The sequence below is a fragment of the Rhodococcus sp. PD04 genome (assembly GCF_035918275.1).
GTDB classification, from domain to species: Bacteria; Actinomycetota; Actinomycetes; order Mycobacteriales; family Mycobacteriaceae; genus Rhodococcus; species Rhodococcus rhodochrous.
Map to the genome: position 1 here is coordinate 3,998,781 of NZ_CP142143.1, position 19,450 is coordinate 4,018,230.

Here is a 19,450-nt window from a genome sequence, read left to right on the forward strand (position 1 = left end):
GGCAGGCGGATGATTCTGCGCGGGAGAGTGTTACGACGGGATCCGCCGGCCGATGGGTCCGCGTTCGACGAGCGCGGCGAGTCGCTCCCTCGCGCTGCGCGGAGACAGGACGGGGCTGTCGGTGCCCATCGCACTGCGCATGCCGCGCACCGTCTCGGACCACACCTCGGGACCGTCGTACTTCGGCGACCATCCGAGTTCTTCTCGGGCCCTGCTGCAGTCGAGCATCGGACAGGTGTAGGCGAGGTCGATCCACCCACCCTGCACCGGTTGCAGCCGTAGGCGCCAGGTCGCTTCGGCGAGCGCCGACAGACCCCATCGCGGCACCGGAATCGTCGGGCAGTCGAACGGAGCGGCGAAGTCCCTCGCTCCCACCGGCGTCGGTGCACCGAGGTTGAACGGGCCGGGCACCCGTCGCTCGAGCGCCGCGACCAGCGCGTCCGCGACGTCGTCGGAATGTACGGCGGGGATCGTGAGCCGGTGGTCGATCGGGATCAGCGGCAGGTGGTTCGTGATGCCGGCGGGCACGAACTCGGGCAGCACGTAGCGTTCGAGACCCGAGCCGGAGACGAGCTGCCCGATGAATCCCGGACGGAAACGGGTGAGGACGGGCGCCTTCGTGCCGGACTCGAAGTCGTCGAGGAATTTCTCCGCCGCGACCTTGTCGACGCTGTACACACAGGTGGGTACGCCTTCGCGGGCCCACGACTCGTCGACCTCCCGGCCGTAGGCGCCGTCGGAGTACACGGCGGCGGAGGACATGTGGATCACGTGCCCGACACCGGCATCGGCGGCGGCCGTCACGACGGCGCGGGTGCCGTCCACCGCCACCTGCCTGAGATAGTCGCGCCGGTGCGAGGGCTGGAATCCCCACGCCAGATGCACGACGGCGTCGGCCTCCGCGAAGATCGGCGTCAGGACCCGGGCCGCGTCGGGGGCCGCGAGGTCCACGGCGCACCACTTCGCCGCCGCATACGGATCGCGCGCCGGGGGAATCCGGCGCGCGATCGCGACGATATCGAGTTGTGCGGGATGAGCAGCCAGCCGGCGCAGGAGCGCCGTGCCTACATTTCCGCTCGCTCCGGTGACGACGATGCGTCGTGGCAGACCGGTTCGGGATGTGGAAGCCATCGGCATCGCCGGTATCGTCCGAACGTCCCGGTCAGCGGGCCGAATCCGCCGCGCTCTTCTCCGTCTGCGCATCGGCGTTCGGGAGGGTACCGGCAGAGTTCTCCAGGTGGGCACGGACGAACCACTGGAACTTCTCCAGCTGACCGGTCTGGCCGATCAGGACGTCCTCGGTGATCGGGTCGAGCTTGCCGACCTCGTCGATCGCCTTGCGGTTGTCGGTGATGATGCCGTCGTAGACGAGGTCCAGCGCGGCGAGGTGCGCCTGCGCGGTGTCGCGGCCGACCGAGTAGTCGTCCCATGTGCGGTTCTTCTCGATGGCGCCGGGCGTGCCCTTGGGGGACGCACCGAGCGCGGCGATCCGCTCGGCGACCTCGTCCGCGTATCCACGCACGAGCTCGACCTGGGGGTCGATCATCTCGTGGACACCGATGAAGTTCGGACCGACGACGTTCCAGTGGATGTGCTTCAGCGTGAGGTGCAGATCGTTGTAGGCACTCAGGCGCTCCTGGAGAATCTGCGCGGTGCGCGAGCCGTCGGCATCGCTCAGACCGGGAACCGTGTAGCTCGAGTTCGACATATTCTTCCTCCAGAATGCTCGCGGGTGTGTCGGAGGGCGGATACCCGAGATCCGGTGACATCCAAACATCCGGGCGCACCGAGCGACCCGTGACCTGCGTCGAAGAATTTCGTCCGAATTCGGCGAGTCACAAACGTTTGGAAACGGACCAACCCGGTTATTCGTTCGCCGGGCACCGAAGCCTCCAGGTTTCGGTCATGACATACGAGGTGGCGACAATGATCATTCTGGGTCTGATTCTGTTGGTGGTGGGGTTCTTCACCGGCATCTCGATTCTCACCACACTCGGAGTGATACTCCTGGTGATCGGCGTGATCCTTGCGATCCTGGGCGCGACGGGCCGGGCGATCGGCGGACGCGCACACTGGTACTGACCCCGATCGATCGTCCGTGCCGGAAGGAGACGTCCGGCACGAGACAGGACTGCGGATCCCGGGTGCTCACAGCACCCGGGATTCGTCGTTTCGGGACCTCCACGCACGGCCCCGCCCGGACAGGCGGATCGAGGAGCGGATCTCGGAACGACATCCGGGCCGGCCCCTGTGCAGGGACCGGCCCGGATCGGCGGAGTCGCTCGGTGACTACGTGTCAGTGCTCGCCGCGGCCTTCGGTGTCTCGGTGCTCGCCGCCTTCGGTGCACGGAGTGTGCGATGGCTGGTGTCGCAGAGGGGGTACAGGGCGCTGCGGTGACACCGGCACACGGCCACCACGAAACGGTCCGAGACCGTCTCGGCGCCGTCGTCCTCGACGATGCGCACCGGGCCCTCGACGAGGGTCGGCCCGCCCCTCACCTGACGCACGACTCGTGCTTCGCACTCTCCGTCGGCGGTGAGCTGCGTGATCTTCGGTGTCCTGCTCACGTCCTCAACTCCTCGTGCGAGGACGGTCGGCGCGAACGACGACCACCTCCTCGGTCAGTGCCCCCGGCTCGGCCATCTGCGACGAGTACAGATAATCCGTGCGGCTGCGAAGGACCGGGCCGAAGGGGATACGACTGCGGGCGACGACGGACGCCTTGAGGTCCGCGTCGCGCAGCCGGGACAGTGTCGCTTCCACACCGGTGAACTCGGAGTGCACGATCAGCGCGAATCCGCCGGGTGTGAGCAGCGTGGGAAGGCTGTCGCACAGGGGATCGAGAACACAGCGGCCGTCGGCGCCGGCATCCCAGCGCGGGTCGCGGTTCTCCCCGTCGCACGGAACGTAGGGCGGATTCGACAACACGACATCGAACGGACCGTGGCGCAGGGCCTCGTCCAGACCTCCCTGCCGGGCACGGATCGGCAACCGGCGCGACCACGCGTTGACGCGGGCGCTGAACACGGCGCGCGGGTTGATGTCGAAGGCCGTCACCGACGAAGCACCGAGCATGGCGGCGTTCACCGCCAGCAATCCCGTCCCGGTGCAGAAGTCGAGAACCTTCGCACCCTTCGTCCCGCCTGCGTCGGCAAGCGCGCCGGCGAGCAGGTACGAATCCTCCTGGGGGCGGTACACCCCCGGAAGACGCCATACCCGCGGCGAATCCGATCCGTCCAGTGCCAGGGAAGCTGTCACGTCACACCACCTCGGTATCTCGAGTTCGACGGCATCTCCACCACCCCGGGCCGAAGGCCCGGATCCGTCCGTTCGCGGGCGGATACCCGCGCGATTCACGTGTGAAACACGCCACCGATACGCGAGGGAGACCGGGTTGTCACGAGAACAGCACCCGGCGCGCGGCATTTCGCACGCGCCGGGTCACCGGAGCAGTGCGTTTCCGATCCGAGAGAGCGGCGTGAGCGGCGTTCCAGCCACCCATACCGTGGACTCCCCCGCCCGGATGGGCACCCGAACTGGCGAGATACACCCCTTCGACCGGGGTTCGCGGTCCGCCGAAACCGGGCGTGGGCCGCAGGAACAACTGCTGGTGGACCTGCGCGGTTCCACCGTTGACGGCGCCGCCGACGAGATTCGCGTTCGCCGCTTCGAGGTCGCCGGGACGCTGGACGTGCCGACCGACCACGCGCGCGCCGAAACCCGGTGCGTAGGCCTCGAGTTGCGCGTCGACGCGTTCGGCGAGGAGGTCGGCGGCCGCGTCGTCGGTGATCCCGCGCGGCAGATGCGTGTAGGCCCAGCAGCTTTCGGTGCCCTCCGGTGACCTCGTGGCGTCGGCCGTGGTCATCTGACCGAACAGCAGGAAGGGGGACTCGGGGACGACGCCGGTGGACAGATCGGCCGACCACCGGATCATCGCGTCCGTATCGGCACCGACGTGCACCGTTCCGGCGCCGCTCAACGACGGCGAACGCCACGGCACACGACCGTCGAGCGCGTAGTTCACCTTCACGACCGGGGTGTCCCATTCGAACTTGCGGATGTCGTCGAGTACCCGCGACCCGACCGCGTCGGCCGGGAGGAGTCGTGTGTACAGGGCCGGGGCCGAGGTGTCGGCGAGGACGGCGCGTCGCACCTTCACCCGTTCACCGCCGGCGGTCCGAACGGCGGAGACCTTCCCGCCCTGTACCTCCACGCCGACGACCGGCGAGTCGCACCGCAGCTGGGCGCCCGCCGAGGCGCCGCGGCGGACCAGCGCGTCTGTGAGCGCTCCTGCCCCGCCGACCGGCGCGGGGAATCCGACGTCCTGCGCGAGCATGGTGAGCATGTAACCCATGACGCCGCTGCCGGGGGCCTCGGGCGGTGTGTCTGCGTGCATGGCGTTGCCCAGGAGCAGCAGCCGTGCCGCCGAACCGCCGAACAGTTCGGCGGACATCCGGGTGACGGGCAGCGCGAGCATGCGCGCGTAACGCAGCAGATCACCCGTCTTCATGGTGCGCAGCAGGTCCATGGTGCCCCGGACGGGCGGGAACGGGCCGAGGAGCAGTTCGAGCAACGGGCCACGCACCTGTTTCCACTGGTCGAACAACGCCAGCCACGCTTCCCCGTCACCGACGCAGCGACGCTCGAGGTCGGCCGCCGTGTCGGTGGGATCCGGAGAGACGACGATCGCGTCCTCGTCGTCGGGGCCGAGCGGATGACCGAAGGCCTTCGGCGAACGCGCCCAGCGGAGGCCGTGCGACGCGAGGTCGAGAGCCTGGAAGGCCGGTGAGGCCACACCGAGCGGGTAGAAGGCGCTGAACAGATCGGCGCAGTATCCCGGGTGGAGTTCCGCGCTGCGCACGGCTCCACCGGGTTCGGGTTGTTCCTCCAGCACGAGGACGTCCCATCCGGCGTCGGCGAGCACCGCGGCGGCAGTCAGACCGTTGGGTCCCGCGCCGATGACGACCGCATCGACCGTCGTGTCGCTCATTCGGTGGCGCCTTCGGCGAGCAGCACCAGCCGTCTCAGGCATTCCTGGTTCCGTGGCAACACCATTTCCTCCTGTACACGGTCAGGGACGAGGGCGTACGGCCCTTCGACGACGTGTTCGGCCATCGTGATGCGGGTGCCGCCGTCGTGGGTGGGTTCGAGCGAGATCGCGATCTCGGCCTTGCCGAACAGCCAGGCACGTGCGCGCAGCACCAGTTGCCGTTCGGGCACCACCGCGCGGACCTCGGTGTGGTCGTCGAGCAGGAGTGGCCACAGACCCACCGAATGGTGGATCCGGGTGTCCGTTCGCGGCCAGGCGGGGTCGACCGCGCGGATGCGGGACGCACCCACCACCCATGCCGCGTACCGCCAGCCGTCCGCGAGGATCTCCCACACTCGCGCCGGCGCCACCGAAGTCTCGATCGTCGCGATCCTGGCCATGCCCGCTCCTCATCCTCTGGACGACAGCTCGCTTGCGGCAGACGCATACCCCGCTACCGCAGGTGTCACACGACGCCGGGTGTCATCGCTGTTCGGAGGGGGTATCCGGGCGGGCATGGAAGCCGAGCACACCCCCTCCTCCAACCCGTACGCCTTCGTCTTCGCGCCGTCCCCGCTCCTCACTGTGACACTCGAGAAGGCACCCGACGGAAGCACCGAGCTGCACGTCCATCCCGGCGGGCAGGGATTCTGGATCGGCCGCATGGCGGCGACCCTGGGAATGGACGTGCATCTGTGCGGACCGTTCGGCGGCGAGTCCGGCACGATCCTCGTCGACATGATGAACCGCGAAGGCGTGACGGTGCACGCCGTGGAGACCGCGTCGCCCAACGGTTCCTATATCCACGACCGTCGCGAGGGCGAACGGAAGGAGATCGTGGAGATCGACCCGCCGGCGCTCACACGGCACGAGACCGACGATCTGTTCAGCGCGTCGCTGGCGTCGGCGATGTGCGCGAAGGTCGCGATGCTGGGCGGACCGCACTGCGACGACGCCGTGCCGACGGAGGTGTACACGCGGCTGTGCTCGGATCTGGGAGCCCTCGGTATCCCGGTCGTCGCCGACCTGTCCGGCCCCACCCTCGGTGCGGCCCTCGAAGGCGGGGTGACCGTGCTGAAGGTGAGCCACGAGGATCTCATCGAGGACGGTCGCGCGAAGTCCGAGGATCTCGACGATCTCATCGAGGCGATGCACCGTCTCCACGACGAAGGCGCCGCTTCGGTGGTGATCTCCCGCGCCGGCGATCCGGCGATCGCACTGGACAACGGAACCGTCTGGGAGGTGGAGGCGCCCTCGGTGCAGACGGTGGACCACCACGGTGCCGGTGATTCGATGACCGCCGGCATCGCGTCGGCCTACGCCGCGGGCGCGAAGTTCGAGGACGCGCTGCGTCTCGGCGCCGCAGCAGGTGCGGTCAACGTCACGCGCCGCGGTCTGGCGACGGGGCACCGTGGCGCGGTGGAGAAGATGGCCGAGAAGGTGGAGGTCCGGAAGGTGAAGGGGAAGCGTTCATGAAAGCACTGACCGTCAACGACGACGGCATCGACAGCCCCGGTCTCGCTCTGCTCGCCCGCCTCGCCGTCGAGGCGGGATTCGACGTGCAGGTCGCGGCGCCCCATGTCGAGCGCAGTGGCGCCAGTGCATCCCTGACCGCTCTCCAGGACGAAGGAAAACTCCTGTTGAGCCGTCGCCCGCTCGACGACCTGCCCGAGGTGGAATCCTATGCGGTGGAGGCATCTCCGGCGCTGATCACCTTCCTCGCCTCGTACGGTGCGTTCGGGACGGCACCGGATATCGTGCTGTCCGGAATCAACCTGGGCCCCAACACCGGTCACGCGATCCTGCATTCGGGCACGGTGGGTGCGGCCCTGACCGCGGCCACCCACGGTGCCCGCGCGGTCGCGTTGTCCCTCAACGGGACAGCTCCGTCACAGTGGGAGACCGCCGAGCTGGTGGCCCGTCGCGCTCTCGAGTGGGCCGTCGAACACAGCCGTCCGGGTGCGGTTCTCAACGTCAACATCCCCGACATACCCGTCCACGAGTTACGCGGACTGCGCAGTGCTCCGCTTGCAGAATTCGGCGCTGTCCAGGCGGAGATCGGGGAAGTCGAGGACGATGGCGACATCTCCCGTGCCCTACCGGTCACCTTCCGGGCCGTCGAACTCGATGAATCCCACGACAGCGACGCCGTTCTCGTGTGCCGGGGGTGGGCGACCGCGACCGTGCTGACGATGCCTTTCCAGGTGGCGGAGGCCGATCTCGGAACCTTGGAATTCGCCCACTCGGGTAGTTCGCGGAAGTAGGTGCAGTAGAAGGTTCGGGACCGCTCGGTCACGAGCACCGTGACCGAGCGGTCCGAACCCAATTGCTTCGGGCCGCTGCAGTTCTCAGGGCACGGCAGTTATCAGGCGACTGCGGAATCGGAGACGTAGCGGGAGATCGGCGTGACGACGGACCGTTGCGCACGACCGGTCGTGTCCGTCACGGACTGCACGAACCGGCCGGCCTCGGCGAGCGCACGCCGGCTCTCGGGAACGCTGTCGGCGAAGATCGGGAAGGCGTGCACCTGGTGTCGCCACAGGTGCAGGTCGCAGCTGACCCCTGCCTCCCACACGGCCCGCGCCATGGATTCTGCGTCGCTGCGCAGCAATTCGTCGTGACCGGCGTGGATCATCACCGGGGGCAACACACTGAGGTCGTTGTCGAGCGGGCACATCAGCGGTCCGGGCTCCCCGTCGACGGTGAGACGGGTATGGGTGCCCTCGATGTAGCGTACGAGCGACTGCACGGCCGATCCGGGGAACATGGGGCAGGCCGCCTGCATGTCGTGTTCGGCGCGACGATCGGAATCGAGGTCGACGAGGGGCGACAGCGCGACGATTCCGGCCGGGCGGGGCAGATCGGATTCCGCGATGGCCAAGGCCGTCATGAACGACAGGTATCCACCGGCGGAGTCGCCTGCGATGACGATGTCCTCCCCCCGATAACCTTTCTCGCACAACCACTCGTAACCGCGTACCGCGTCGTCCACCGCGTGTGCGATGGGAGCGTTCGGCAGCATGCGGTAGTCGACGCTGAGCACCGCGCCGTCGGCGCGATCCGACAGGCTCACGGCGAGCGAACGATGAGTGTTCAATCCGCACATCAGGAAAGCGCCCCCGTGCAGGTACAGCACCGCGCGCTTGGTCGATCGTCCTTCCGCGCGGATCCACTCCGCACTGCACGCGCCCAGGTCGACGTCCACGTACTGGGCTCCGGAAGGCTTGGGGAGGAGGGACGCAGCGCCGTCGACGACCGACAGTGGCCACGCGAGGTCGGGCCGGGCCATCCATGCCCCGACGACCGGCTTCGCGAGTGCGCGTACCGCGCCCCGAACGACTCGGGAGCGCACGCTTCCACCTCGGTGGGTGCGGCTGACGCCCTCACCTCCACCGAAATCGTCGATCTCAGAAGACAGCATGGAACCTCCCGTGGGACACCCACGAAACCGGTTGATTTATTTCGCCTTACGCGACGTGGTACTGCGGTTTACCCACACCTGTCCGGCATCGAAACACCCGGTTCGGATCACGAACCGGAAACAACGGTGCGAGAGGCTCCCGCAGCGCCCCGTTTACCGGCCCGACCGGGGAGGTAACCAGCGCATATGCCTACCGAGACCACGGTGTCCCTCTGGCGGGATCGCGCCCCGCAAACCGCGACGTACGACGACTGGACGGCCCGCCGGGAGCGCTACGACGTCGTGGTCGTCGGTGCCGGGATCACGGGCACCGTGACGGCGCTGCTCCTCGCCGAGCGGGGACTGCGCGTCGCGGTGCTCGAAGCCCGGGACATCGGGGCCGTGACCACCGGGAACACCACCGGCAAGGTCAGCGTCCTGCAGGGCACACGCCTGTCGCAGATCGGCCGCAGACATTCCGGTGCGATCCGTCAGGGATATGTCGACGGCACCCTCGCGGCGCAACGATGGGTGGTGGACTTCTGCACGCGGCACGGACTCGACTTCGACCGTGCGGACGCCTATACCTACGCGCAGGACCCGTCGAATGCGAGCATGATCGACGCGGAATACCACCACTGCCGCGCCGCCGGTCTGCCGGCCGAGCGGGTCGGTGAGATCCCGCTTCCCTTCGGTGTGGCCGCGGCGGTCACGATCCCCGACCAGGTGCAGGTCGATCCCATGCCCATCCTGTTCACAGCGGTCGACCGTGCGCGTACGTGCGGCGCCGAAGTGTTCGTCGGGCGTCGCGTGAAGACCGTGGACACCGAGGACGCAGGATGCATCGTCCGCACCGACGACGGCGACATCCGTGCAGATCGCGTGGTACTTGCGACCGGCATCCCCATCCTGGACCGCGGCGCATTCTTCGCCAGGATGGAACCCGACCGCTCGTACTCCATCGCGGTCGAAGTGCCCGGTGGCCCGCCGGAAGGGATGTTCCTGTCCGCGGACAGTCCCACCCGGTCGCTCCGCACTGCCTCCGCGGCGGGAACGTCCTCGTCGGCGGATCGACTGCTGCTCGTCGGCGGCAACGGGCACGTCGTCGGCCGGCACGATTCGACCCGCTCCGCATACGACGACCTGCTGCGATGGAGCCAACGGACCTTCCCCGGCGCCCATGAGCTGTACCGGTGGTCGGCCCAGGACTACACGAACATGGACAGCCTCCCCGAGGTCGGGCCCGTTCTGCCTGGTGCCGACCGGATCTGGGTGGCGACCGGCTTCGGTAAGTGGGGTATGACCGGCGGGGTCGCGGCGGCCCACATCATCGCGTCCCGGTTCTCGGAATCGCCGGACCCCGAGGTCGAGGCCTGGGCGCCCGCCATGGCGGCCTGGCGCACCGAACTGGTGACCGGCACTCCCACCGCAGCCAAGCTCAACGCCACCGTCGCGTTGCACATGGCCAAGGGCTGGTTGCAGGCCGCGACGTCCTCCGGGCCGGAGCCGGACGAAGGACAGGGACGGGTGGTGCGCAGTTGCGGACGTCCCGTCGGGGTGTCCACGGTCGACGGTCGGACGCAGCGCGTGAGCGCGGTCTGCCCGCACCTCGGTGGAATTCTGCGGTGGAACGACGCGGAATCGTCGTGGGACTGCCCGCTGCACGGCTCCCGATTCGCCGCCGACGGCGCTCTGCTGGAGGGACCCGCGACCCGCAACCTCTCCCCCAGGTGATGCCGAGGGTGAAAGGAAGGGTGAGAGCCCGCGTTTCACATCCACCGCAGCCGGGTAGTTCTGACAGCAGCCGAGAAAGGACCACACGAACATGAATTCCGCCGATGGGGCACGACTGTCCGGACTGACCGTCGCAATTCTCGCGACGAACGGAGTCGAGGAGGTCGAGCTCGTCGAGCCGCGTAAGGCTCTCGAGGACGAGGGTGCCACCGTCCGACTCGTCTCGATCGAGCAGGGCGAGATCCAGGCCATGGAGAAGGACGTCAACGCCGCAGGGAAGTACACCGTCGATCACCTCGTCTCGGAGGTCTCCGCCGGCGACTTCGACGGCCTGGTACTTCCCGGTGGAACCACGAATCCCGACCAGCTGCGCCAGGACGACAAGGCCGTGTCGTTCGTGCGGGAGTTCGTCACCTCCGGGCGTCCCGTCGGTGTGATCTGTCACGGGCCGTGGACGCTCGTCGAGGCCGACGTGGTGCGCGACCGCACCCTGACGTCGTATCCGAGCGTCCGCACCGACATCCGAAACGCCGGCGGAAACGTCGTCGATCAGGAGGTGGTCGTCGATCGCAACCTCGTCTCGAGCCGCAACCCCGGCGACCTGCCGGCCTTCTGCAAGGCGCTCATAGATCTCTTCGCCGCGAACCCCGCGAGCTGAATCGTGCGGGCCGCGCACGACGCAGGCCCATCCTCGTTACTTCACCGACCGCGACCACAGAGGTCCCGGTCCATCTCCACCTGTTTTCCGAAAGGACCTCGACGATGCTCGAGCAGAGCCCCGTTTCCGGCGCCACCGTCTTCCCGTCCGCAGCCCTCCACCAGGGCGTGCGATTCAGTACCGCGGAGATCAAGAAGCGTATCGACGAAATGTTCGACAACCCGGCCGCTCCCCTGCCGAGCGAAAGCTGATCTTCCGGAGAACTGCTGGTCGAAGGCCCGCAGCGGTGCACGCGGTTTGCGGCCCCCTACCCGCCTTGATAACAAGAAGTAGTCGATTTCGAACATTTGGGATTGGTTCGCCGTAAGGCAGTTGCACGAAGGCGGGATTATGAACGAACCGAACTCCGACGATTTCGTCGTGGTCGCCAACCGTTTGCCGGTGGATCTCGAGACGCCGACCGACGGTGGCCCGCCGGTCTGGCGACGCAGCCCCGGTGGCCTGGTGACCGCAATGGAAACCGTGCTCCGGTCCAACAGTGGCGCCTGGGTCGGCTGGCCCGGCACTCCCGACGTGACGGTCGATCCCTTCGAGGAGGACGGGCTCTCGCTGTATCCGGTGGAGCTGTCCTCCCAGGAGGTCGAGGAGTACTACGAGGGTTTCTCGAACGACACCCTGTGGCCGCTCTACCACGACGCGCTCATCCCACCCACTTTCGATCGCCGGTGGTGGCGGACCTATCGCGCGGTCAATCAGCGATTCGCCGAGGCCGCGGCCCGTGCCGCCGCCCCCGGGGCGACGGTGTGGGTGCACGACTACCAGCTCCAGCTCGTTCCCCGGATGCTGCGCGAACTCCGGCCCGACGTCACGATCGGCTTCTTCCTCCACATCCCCTTCCCGCCCACCGAACTGTTCCTGCAGTTGCCGTGGCGGAAGGCGATCGTCGACGGTCTGCTCGGCGCCGATCTCGTCGGTTTCCATCTCCCCGGCGGGGCACAGAACTTCCTCTATCTCGCCAACCGGCTCTTCGGACTGCCGGCACCGCGCGGGACCTCGTCGGGCGGCACCATCGATCTCGGCGACCGGCAGGTTCGCGTCGGCGCCTACCCTATCTCCATCGACTCCGCGCAGCTCCGGGAACGTTCCCGCGACAAGGCCGTTCGGGAGCGCGCCGCCGAGATCCGCAGGGACCTGGGCGATCCGGAGGTCATGCTGCTCGGCGTCGACCGTCTCGACTACACCAAGGGGATCGACGTACGCCTGGAGGCTCTGCACGAGCTGTTCGCCGAAGGCACCCTCGATCCCGAGAAGGTCGTGATGGTGCAGTTGGCCACGCCGAGCCGCGAGCGTTTGACGGCGTACGCACAACTCCGCGACCAGGTGGAGCGCGAAGTGGGGCGGATCAACGGTGAGTTCGCCCGGCTCGGTTCCCCCGTCGTCCACTACCTCCATGCCTCGGTCGACCGCGACGAGCTGCTCGCGATGTACACCGGTGCCGATGTCATGCTGGTCACTCCCTTGCGCGACGGCATGAACCTCGTCGCCAAGGAGTACATCGCCTGCCACCCCGACGGCAGCGGTTCGTTGGTGCTCAGCGAATTCGCTGGGGCGGCAGCCGAACTCCGCCGCGCTCTTCTGGTCAACCCACACGATCTCGAAGGCGTCAAGCGCGCGATCGTGGAAGCGATCGAGGACGACCCGGCCGAACGGAAGAAGCGCATGAAGACCATGCACGCGCACGTCATGGAGTACGACGTCGCCCGCTGGTCGCGCACCTTCCTCGAGGACCTGCGGGCCACCTCGGGTGCGCACGTCACCGCCTCCGGAAGCTAGGCATGCGGGTCCTCTCCGACATCTGCCGGAAGAGGACCCGCACGCTCCGCACCTCGAACAGCTACAGACCCGAAGGAATGCGGACCTACCGGCTCGGCTGCGGCATCTCGCACTCGACCTGGGGATTGACGCCCGCGTAGTTGAGCGGCCCGGCCACCACCGTGACCGCCACCGTCGCGAGACTGCTGCAATTCTGGTCCGAGTCGCTGAAGTAGCCGCGCTGACCGGCCGCCACCGCACCGATGATCAACCAGATCAGGACCACGAGACTCAACAATCGCACGACCTCACCTCGATCCGCCTCATACGCCGGACCGTCCGGCCGGGTAGCAATACCCGAGGGGGAAACCGAACAAACGCACCGAGCACCCTGATCCGGCCCTAACGGACAAACTCTCTACGGTCGGGGCGGGCGGGGATGAATCAGGGTCCGGCGGTACCGCATAATCTCGTCATGACCGATTCGTCCGACGCCGACCGAGCGCTGGGCCGGATCACGGCCGACGACGCCTCACGGAATGTCGGCAGTTTCCGGTACCTGCTGGCCGACGACTCGTGGGAGTGGTCCGCGTCCGTCGCCCGGATGCACGGCTACGAACCGGGCACCGTCGTACCCACGACCGAACTCGTCCTCCGGCACAAGCACCCCGACGACAGGGAGGACATCGCGACCCTCCTCTCGTCCGTCCGCACCACGGGCGAGCCCTTCAGCAGTCGACACCGGATCATCGACACCGGGGGAGGGTCAGACAGGTAGCCGTCGTCGGCGACCGCATCCTCGACGAGGACGGCACCGTTCTCGGCACCTCCGGCTTCTATCTCGACCTCACCGACACCCTCGAGGAGGACGTACGCGTAGCCGTCGACGCTGCGATGGCGTCCCTGGCGGACGCCCGTGCCGTCATCGAACAGGCCAAGGGTGCTCTCATGCTGGCGTACACCATCCCGGCCGATCGCGCCTTCGAGATCCTGGCCTGGCGCTCGCAGGAGACGAACGTCAAACTGCGGGCACTGGCCGAACGACTCGTACAGGAGATCACGTCCTTGCCGGCCCTCGCCGAACAGCATCGGAGCCATTTCGACCACGTCTTCATGACCGTGCACCAGCGCGCCTGACGCCCGGCTCACCCCACCCCTCGTCGGGCGACCACGGCACATCCGGATTGGGCGACCTACCCGGGGGTACTCGGAGAGCGAGTCGCGCCCGCCGTTGCGCGCGTGCGCCGCTGTTGCGCGTGCACACTTCGGCCACGAGGAGGAGAGCCATGACCCAGGATGTGGAGAAACGCTGGAACGACCCCCGGACGGCCCGTAAGGCCACGATGTACGCAGGGGGCGTGATCGTCGCCGCGCTCGTGGTGATGGGCGTCGCCATCGTCTGGGGCACGAACTCCGGACAGGACTGCAGCGACGCCGCATTCGCTGTGTGCACCGATCCCGCCCGCCAGATCCTGGTCTTCGGGCCCACACTCGTGCTCCTGCTCGGCGGACTCGGCGCACTGTGGACGGCATACCGCACGTGGAAGCGCGGCGGTCGTTGGCCGATCTGGCAGGGTGCGGGATGGGCACTGCTGGTGCTGATGGTCGCCTACGCCACCATCTCCGCCCGCGCCATCATCTGACCGGACGCCCGGTCGTCCCGTCCGGGACGGCCGGAGCAGCCACATCACACGAACGAACAGCCGGGACAGCAGCGTATTTCGGTTCGTACCGACGCGCCGTGACCGGTTTATCCCCCATCGCACGCGGGAATACCGCTGTGGTGAAGATCGCGATGGTTGCTGGACAAGTGAATCCCCTGCTCGGTCACGGCACGCACGCAGGTGCGGCGCCGCAAGGACTGCACGTCCATCTGGCCGAACTGTCGTCCGCCCTCGCCGGGGCCGGCCACGAGGTGGTGGTCTACACGCGCCGCGAGGACCGCGACGGTCCCGACCGGATCTCCGCTCCCGGCGGATACGAGGTGGTACAGGTACCGGCAGGACCGCCGTCACCCCTGCGCCCTGAGGAAACCTCCTCTGCGATGGGAGAATTCGGGAGCTTTCTCGATCGTGAGTGGCGTCAGCGGCCACCGGACATCACCCACGCCCACTATTGGCTGTCCGGACTGGCCACCCAGCTCGCCACCCGCTCGCTGGGCATCCCCACGGTTCAGACCTTCCACTCCCTCGGCACGGTCGAGCACCGGATCCGGGAGAAGACTGCGATGGACGCGTCCGCGCGCGACCGAATCCGCTTGGAGCGGCTCATCGCCCGGGGCGCGACACGCATGATCGCGACGAGTTCCGACGAGGTGTTCGAACTGGCGCGCATGGGTCTCCCGCGCACGCGGACCACGGTGGTACCGAGCGGAGTGGATGCCGCGCACTACAGCACCGCCGCTGCTCCCGACACCACGAGGACCCGCAAGCATCGTCTGCTCGCGGCCGGCCCTCTCGAACCGGGCTCGGGATTCGACATCGCCATCGAAGCGCTGGCGGGCATTCCCGATACCGAGTTGGTCATCGCCGCGCATCCTGCTCCCCCGTACCTGTCGCGTCGATCCGACGAGAAGGAGAAGTCCCGCCTCGTGAAGCTCGCCCGCGTACGTGGCGTGCAGGGACGCGTCCGGATCCGACGAGACGTCGGGCGGGACGAGATGCCCGGTCTGCTCCTGTCCGCCGACGCCGTCGTCTCCACCCCCTGGCACGATCCGTCGGGCATGCTCGCCCTGCAAGCGATGTCGTGTGGTCGCCCGGTCATCGCGACCGCCTCCGGCGGAATGCTCGACACCGTGCTCGACGACGCCACCGGCCTTCTCGTGCCCACCCGCTCCCCCGAGGCCGTCGCGGCAGCTGCGCGCCGGCTCCTCTCCGACGCGACGACACGCGCCACCTTCGGTATCGCCGGACGCGACCGCGTGCTCGCCCGGTACACCTGGGATCGCGTGGCGGAGGACACCCTTCGCGCCTACGAACGCTGCGTGCCGGTCCGGCGTACTGCACACCGGACCGCACGGACCGGTGTGCAGTAGCGCCCGTCGAACCTTTACAGGCGCCGGAACGATCAGCGACGGAAGTCCTGATCGTTCCGGTGTGCGCCCGCTCGGCCGGCCTCGTCACCCGGCACGTTGTTCGGGATCCGATCCGACGAACCTGCCTCCCGCGGAACCGGATCCGCGCGGCGGTCACCGCGCTGCTCGGCACGTTCCGCCGAACGGGGATCCAGCTCTTCCGCCCGACGACGACGCTCGTCCAACTCGGCCCGCGCCGCTTCGGCGGTATGGCGTTCCTCCTCGGAGCGGGCGCGCAGCCGCTCCGCCTCGGCCGCCTTGGCTTCGGCTTCCGCCGCGGCGCGCCGGGCCTCCGCTTCGGTGCGTTCGGCCGACGCCGCTCGCTGTTCGACTCCCGGCCTGTTCTCCTCGACGCTGCGACGCAGACGTTCGGCTTCGGCACGCCGGCGCTCGGCACGCCGGTTGCGGAGCGTCCACACCAGCACCGCCACTACCACCAACGCGACGACCACCGCTATCACCAGCAGAATCCAGTCGTTCGTGCTCATCTCGACCTCCTCGGGTTCACCAGCGGGTTCCCCCGGGTCGAAGTGACGAAACGGGCACCTCGGGCCGAGCGGCGGATCGGAGATGCCCCCGAACAGAACCGTTGCCGCCCGGGAGACCCGAACGGCAACGGTATGGAGGGGCGTGGCGGATTGCGGGCCACGCCGTATGGTCGGCTCTCCCGGTCTGCTACTTCACGGGAGCGACCGCAGCGAGTGCTGCTTTACGTGTTCTACAGGCCTTGGCGGCGATGGCCGCATCGGCGACCCGGAGCAGTCGTTCCACCGGCCGGCCGCTCAGAAGAGCCCATCGGACGTTCAGCGCTCGCGCCCGTTCGTCGAGATCGTCGAAGACCGACAAACCCGCCGCGCCGAAGAACTCGACTGCGCCGAGATCGACGACCATACGGATCGATTCCCCGAGCTGCCGGTGGGTGAATGCGTGGAGAGCGTGTGCGTTGCGGATGTCGATCTCGCCTCGTACGTCGATCCAGACGAGATCCGGCTCGATCCTCTGAGCACTGAATTCCGCACCGACGACCCGCTCTGCGGGAATATCGGACCTGATCGGTTGAGCCGACCACGCGGACGGGCCGGAATCTACCTGTGCGGCAATTCGCTGAGGAACTGTCATAGCACTTCCCAACATCGAAAATTTCAGGAAGCACGACCTACGAGACAGGCACAACCGGTAACCGATCGGAACCCTCCCGAAACGGGGGTGCTTCCGTGTTCTCGGCTGTGTGCTCAACCTTCTGCCCCAACAGTAGTCCACGAACCCCGGGCACTCAACATGTCGAGCGTGCATTTCGGGCATGGTGCGGACAGCCGCCCAGGTCAAGGCGGATGGATTGGATTCGCGGTATCTGGGTAATCTCTCGGACGACCAGACATACACGACCCGCTCGTACCCCACTCCCCGTACTGGAGACATCAGGCTCATGGCAAAATCCGCGTCGATCGAATCGGCACGCGACCACAATCCCCCGGTAGTCGAACTCCGAGTAGAGGCTCATCCCGACCAGCTCGCAGTGCTCCGAGCAGTAGCCGCCGCGATCGCGCTGCAGCACGACTTCGACCTCGATACCGTTGCGGATGTGAAGCTCGCCGTCGACGAAGCGGCCACGCGGCTGATCATGGGCGCACCCGAGGACGCGATCCTCGCGTGCTCGTTCCGGGTGGCTCTCCCGCTGCTGCACATCAGTCTGTCGGCGCCCACGAACGACGCCTCCGCGATCGGGCAGCCGCGCTCCTTCGGTTGGCACGTGCTCAACTCGCTGACCGAGTCCATCTCGGTGACGAGCGACGACTCGCGCGCCACGATCGACATGTCCATCGCCGAAGGCAGCGCCGATCGGTGACGCGCAACACGGGTAGGTCGAGCGACGAGTACGCCGACGTCACCGAAACGTTGAGAACACTCCTCGCACTCGAGGAGGGCGACCCCGGTCGCATCCGCATCCGCGACGCAGTGGTCGAGCGGTGCCTGCCGCTCGCCGAGCACATCGCCCGGCGCTTCGACGGCCGTGGTGAGGCCTTCGAGGATCTGCTGCAGGTCGCGCGCCTGGGCCTGGTCAACGCGGTCGACCGTTTCGACCCCGAACGCGGTTCGGATTTCGTCTCCTTCGCGGTCCCCACGATCATGGGCGAGGTGCGCAGGCACTTCCGTGACGCCGGCTGGGCCGTTCGTGTGCCGAGGCGCATGAAGGAACTGCACCTGTCCCTGAGCAAGGCCACCTCCGAGCTCTCCCAGCAGCTCGGACGTGCACCCACCGCCTCCGAGCTCGCCGAGGTACTCGGCATCGATCAGGAGGAGGTGCTGCAGGGTCTCGTGGCCGGCAACGCCTACCAGACGGTGTCGGTCGACCGGTCGTCCCCGTCCGGCGACGACGGGCTCACTCTCGCCGACACGCTCGGCGACTACGACGCCGCGCTCGACGAGGTCGAGAACCACGAGGCGCTGCGTCCGTTGCTCGAGGCCCTTCCGGCCCGCGAACGCACGGTCGTGCTGCTGCGCTTCTTCGGCAACATGACGCAGACGCAGATCGCCGAGCGCGTGGGTGTCTCGCAGATGCACGTGTCGCGTCTGCTCACGAAGACCCTCGCGCAGCTCCGCGAGCAGCTCGGCGACAACTTCTGACGGGTCGACGTCCCGGGCTCCCGTGCCCGGGACGTCGACGCGGTCAGAACGTCGAGGCGTCGATCACGAAGCGATAGCGCACATCACTGGCGACCACACGGTCGTATGCCTCGTTGATACGGTCCGCGGAGATCAGCTCGATCTCCGCACCGATGCCGTGCTCTGCGCAGAAGTCCAGCATCGCCTGCGTGTCGGGGATTCCGCCGACATTCGATCCCGCCATCGCACGATCGTTCATCGCGAGCGAGAACGCCCGCACCGACAGCGGCTTCTCGGGCAGGCCGAGGCCGACGAGGGTGCCGTGCAGCCGCAGCAACGACATGTAGCGGTCGAGGTCGAGGTTGACCGAGACGGTGTTGAGGATCAGATCGAACTTCCCGCGCAACTCCTTGAAGGTCGACTCGTCCTCGGTGGACCGGTAGTCGACCGCACCGAAACGCAGGCCGTCGTCCCGCTTCGACAGCGAGTGACCGAGCACGGTCACCTCCGCACCCATCGCTGCCGCGATCTTCACTCCGACATGCCCGAGACCGCCCATGCCGATGATCGCGACCTTGCTCCCCGGCCCGGCATTCCACCGCTTCAGCGGCGAGTACAGGGTGATTCCCGCGCACAGCAGAGGCGCCGCGGCGGCCGGGTCGAGTCCGTCGGGAATCCTCAGGACGAAGTGTTCGGTGACGACGATGTGTGTCGAGTAGCCGCCCTGGGTGACGGAGCCGTCGCGGTCGACGGAGTTGTAGGTTCCCGTCACCCGATTGGTGCAGTGCTGTTCGAATCCTGTTCGGCAGGGCTCACATCCACCACAGGAGCTCACGAAGCAACCCACGCCGACGCGGTCTCCGACGGCATGCTTCGTGACCCCGGAACCGACGGCGGCGACAGTGCCGACGATCTCGTGGCCCGGCACGATCGGGTACTTGGTTCCGCCCCACTCGTTCCGGGCGGTGTGGATGTCGGAATGGCAGATGCCGGCGAACTCGATGGCGATGAGCACGTCGAGCGGGCCGAGGGCACGTCGTTCGACGGTGGTCTTCGACAGGGGCGCGTCGGGCGCGGTGGCGGCGTATGCGGCGACGGTGGTCGTACCGGTTGTGGACGTCATTCCTCCACAACTACTC

At 67.7% G+C, this 19,450-nt stretch carries 24 protein-coding genes; 13 read left to right on the plus strand and 11 right to left on the minus strand.

Annotated features, from left to right (window positions below; translation table 11 throughout):
• Nucleotides 1-30: 30 nt before the first annotated feature.
• Entirely contained in the window at nt 31-1,137 is a 1,107-nt protein-coding gene (locus tag U9J23_RS18315) for an NAD-dependent epimerase/dehydratase family protein (RefSeq protein WP_272268371.1), read from the minus strand.
• Nucleotides 1,138-1,162: 25 nt separating this feature from the next.
• A complete protein-coding gene (locus U9J23_RS18320; RefSeq protein ID WP_085469664.1) occupies nt 1,163-1,708 on the minus strand; it encodes a Dps family protein in 546 nt (181 codons plus the stop codon).
• 218 nt (nt 1,709-1,926) lie between these two features.
• On the opposite strand from U9J23_RS18320, the gene U9J23_RS18325 reads away from it, so the two are divergent.
• Nucleotides 1,927-2,082, plus strand: a complete 156-nt coding sequence (locus tag U9J23_RS18325; RefSeq protein ID WP_006552398.1) for a DUF6131 family protein — start codon at nt 1,927-1,929, stop codon at nt 2,080-2,082.
• 207 nt (nt 2,083-2,289) lie between these two features.
• Here U9J23_RS18325 and U9J23_RS18330 read toward each other — a convergent pair whose 3' ends face one another.
• The 4 genes from U9J23_RS18330 to U9J23_RS18345 all read right to left on the minus strand — a co-directional run bounded on the left by U9J23_RS18330 (nt 2,290) and on the right by U9J23_RS18345 (nt 5,431).
• Entirely contained in the window at nt 2,290-2,568 is a 279-nt protein-coding gene (locus tag U9J23_RS18330; protein ID WP_059383386.1) for a CDGSH iron-sulfur domain-containing protein, read from the minus strand.
• A 4-nt stretch (nt 2,569-2,572) separates the two neighbouring features.
• Complete coding sequence (locus U9J23_RS18335; protein WP_272268551.1) at nt 2,573-3,199, minus strand: HemK2/MTQ2 family protein methyltransferase; 627 nt, start codon at nt 3,197-3,199, stop codon at nt 2,573-2,575.
• Nucleotides 3,200-3,398: 199 nt separating this feature from the next.
• Nucleotides 3,399-4,991, minus strand: a complete 1,593-nt coding sequence (locus U9J23_RS18340) for a phytoene desaturase family protein (protein ID WP_272268369.1) — start codon at nt 4,989-4,991, stop codon at nt 3,399-3,401.
• A complete protein-coding gene (locus tag U9J23_RS18345; protein ID WP_059383389.1) occupies nt 4,988-5,431 on the minus strand; it encodes an SRPBCC family protein in 444 nt (147 codons plus the stop codon). Before U9J23_RS18345 ends, U9J23_RS18340 begins: the two co-directional genes overlap by 4 nt.
• A gap of 115 nt (nt 5,432-5,546) precedes the next feature.
• Here U9J23_RS18345 and U9J23_RS18350 point away from each other — a divergent pair, with 115 nt between their 5' ends.
• Together U9J23_RS18350 and surE are read left to right on the plus strand one after the other, a co-directional pair.
• Nucleotides 5,547-6,506 carry a 1-phosphofructokinase family hexose kinase gene (locus tag U9J23_RS18350; protein WP_059383390.1) on the plus strand — a complete coding sequence of 320 codons (960 nt, stop codon included), beginning with the start codon at nt 5,547-5,549 and terminating at the stop codon, nt 6,504-6,506.
• Nucleotides 6,503-7,294 carry a 5'/3'-nucleotidase SurE gene (gene surE / locus U9J23_RS18355; protein WP_272268368.1) on the plus strand — a complete coding sequence of 264 codons (792 nt, stop codon included), beginning with the start codon at nt 6,503-6,505 and terminating at the stop codon, nt 7,292-7,294. The genes U9J23_RS18350 and surE overlap by 4 nt, the downstream gene beginning before the upstream one ends.
• A 101-nt stretch (nt 7,295-7,395) precedes the next feature.
• Here the strand turns inward: surE and U9J23_RS18360 are convergent, their stop codons facing one another.
• Complete coding sequence (locus U9J23_RS18360) at nt 7,396-8,451, minus strand: alpha/beta hydrolase (protein ID WP_272268366.1); 1,056 nt, start codon at nt 8,449-8,451, stop codon at nt 7,396-7,398.
• Between the two features lie 186 nt (nt 8,452-8,637).
• Here U9J23_RS18360 and U9J23_RS18365 point away from each other — a divergent pair, with 186 nt between their 5' ends.
• The 4 genes from U9J23_RS18365 (at nt 8,638) to U9J23_RS18380 (ending at nt 12,655) form a co-directional block, all read left to right on the plus strand.
• The gene (locus U9J23_RS18365) at nt 8,638-10,164 is read left to right on the plus strand and encodes an FAD-dependent oxidoreductase (protein WP_059383393.1); all 1,527 of its coding nucleotides are present in this window, start codon (nt 8,638-8,640) and stop codon (nt 10,162-10,164) included.
• A gap of 91 nt (nt 10,165-10,255) precedes the next feature.
• Nucleotides 10,256-10,822 carry a type 1 glutamine amidotransferase domain-containing protein gene (locus U9J23_RS18370; protein ID WP_059383394.1) on the plus strand — a complete coding sequence of 189 codons (567 nt, stop codon included), beginning with the start codon at nt 10,256-10,258 and terminating at the stop codon, nt 10,820-10,822.
• Between the two features lie 104 nt (nt 10,823-10,926).
• Entirely contained in the window at nt 10,927-11,073 is a 147-nt protein-coding gene (locus U9J23_RS18375; RefSeq protein WP_179161808.1) for a hypothetical protein, read from the plus strand.
• A gap of 139 nt (nt 11,074-11,212) precedes the next feature.
• Nucleotides 11,213-12,655, plus strand: coding sequence for an alpha,alpha-trehalose-phosphate synthase (UDP-forming) (locus tag U9J23_RS18380; protein WP_085469671.1), 1,443 nt, complete (start codon nt 11,213-11,215; stop codon nt 12,653-12,655).
• A gap of 85 nt (nt 12,656-12,740) precedes the next feature.
• On the opposite strand, the gene U9J23_RS18385 is transcribed toward U9J23_RS18380, so the two are convergent.
• A complete protein-coding gene (locus tag U9J23_RS18385; RefSeq protein WP_272268363.1) occupies nt 12,741-12,938 on the minus strand; it encodes a hypothetical protein in 198 nt (65 codons plus the stop codon).
• A gap of 171 nt (nt 12,939-13,109) precedes the next feature.
• On the opposite strand from U9J23_RS18385, the gene U9J23_RS27755 reads away from it, so the two are divergent.
• From U9J23_RS27755 to U9J23_RS18400, 4 genes are all read left to right on the plus strand, one after another.
• Complete coding sequence (locus tag U9J23_RS27755) at nt 13,110-13,412, plus strand: PAS domain-containing protein (protein WP_372466041.1); 303 nt, start codon at nt 13,110-13,112, stop codon at nt 13,410-13,412.
• Nucleotides 13,413-13,528: 116 nt separating this feature from the next.
• Complete coding sequence (locus U9J23_RS27760) at nt 13,529-13,771, plus strand: ANTAR domain-containing protein (protein WP_372466042.1); 243 nt, start codon at nt 13,529-13,531, stop codon at nt 13,769-13,771.
• A gap of 149 nt (nt 13,772-13,920) precedes the next feature.
• Complete coding sequence (locus U9J23_RS18395; protein WP_085469672.1) at nt 13,921-14,277, plus strand: hypothetical protein; 357 nt, start codon at nt 13,921-13,923, stop codon at nt 14,275-14,277.
• Nucleotides 14,278-14,444: 167 nt separating this feature from the next.
• Nucleotides 14,445-15,668 (plus strand): glycosyltransferase, encoded by a 1,224-nt coding sequence (locus tag U9J23_RS18400; RefSeq protein WP_326599664.1) that lies wholly within the window; start codon nt 14,445-14,447, stop codon nt 15,666-15,668.
• A gap of 32 nt (nt 15,669-15,700) precedes the next feature.
• Here U9J23_RS18400 and U9J23_RS18405 read toward each other — a convergent pair whose 3' ends face one another.
• Nucleotides 15,701-16,195: a hypothetical protein gene (locus tag U9J23_RS18405; protein ID WP_059383398.1), complete on the minus strand. Its 495-nt coding sequence runs from the start codon at nt 16,193-16,195 to the stop codon at nt 15,701-15,703.
• A gap of 187 nt (nt 16,196-16,382) precedes the next feature.
• Complete coding sequence (locus U9J23_RS18410) at nt 16,383-16,826, minus strand: STAS domain-containing protein (protein ID WP_085469674.1); 444 nt, start codon at nt 16,824-16,826, stop codon at nt 16,383-16,385.
• Between the two features lie 307 nt (nt 16,827-17,133).
• Here U9J23_RS18410 and U9J23_RS18415 point away from each other — a divergent pair, with 307 nt between their 5' ends.
• The gene (locus tag U9J23_RS18415; protein ID WP_194699615.1) at nt 17,134-17,553 is read left to right on the plus strand and encodes an ATP-binding protein; all 420 of its coding nucleotides are present in this window, start codon (nt 17,134-17,136) and stop codon (nt 17,551-17,553) included.
• Nucleotides 17,550-18,332, plus strand: coding sequence for a SigB/SigF/SigG family RNA polymerase sigma factor (locus U9J23_RS18420; protein ID WP_085469675.1), 783 nt, complete (start codon nt 17,550-17,552; stop codon nt 18,330-18,332). The genes U9J23_RS18415 and U9J23_RS18420 overlap by 4 nt, the downstream gene beginning before the upstream one ends.
• A gap of 43 nt (nt 18,333-18,375) precedes the next feature.
• On the opposite strand, the gene U9J23_RS18425 is transcribed toward U9J23_RS18420, so the two are convergent.
• Complete coding sequence (locus tag U9J23_RS18425; RefSeq protein WP_059383402.1) at nt 18,376-19,434, minus strand: NAD(P)-dependent alcohol dehydrogenase; 1,059 nt, start codon at nt 19,432-19,434, stop codon at nt 18,376-18,378.
• Between the last annotated feature and the right edge of the window lie 16 nt (nt 19,435-19,450).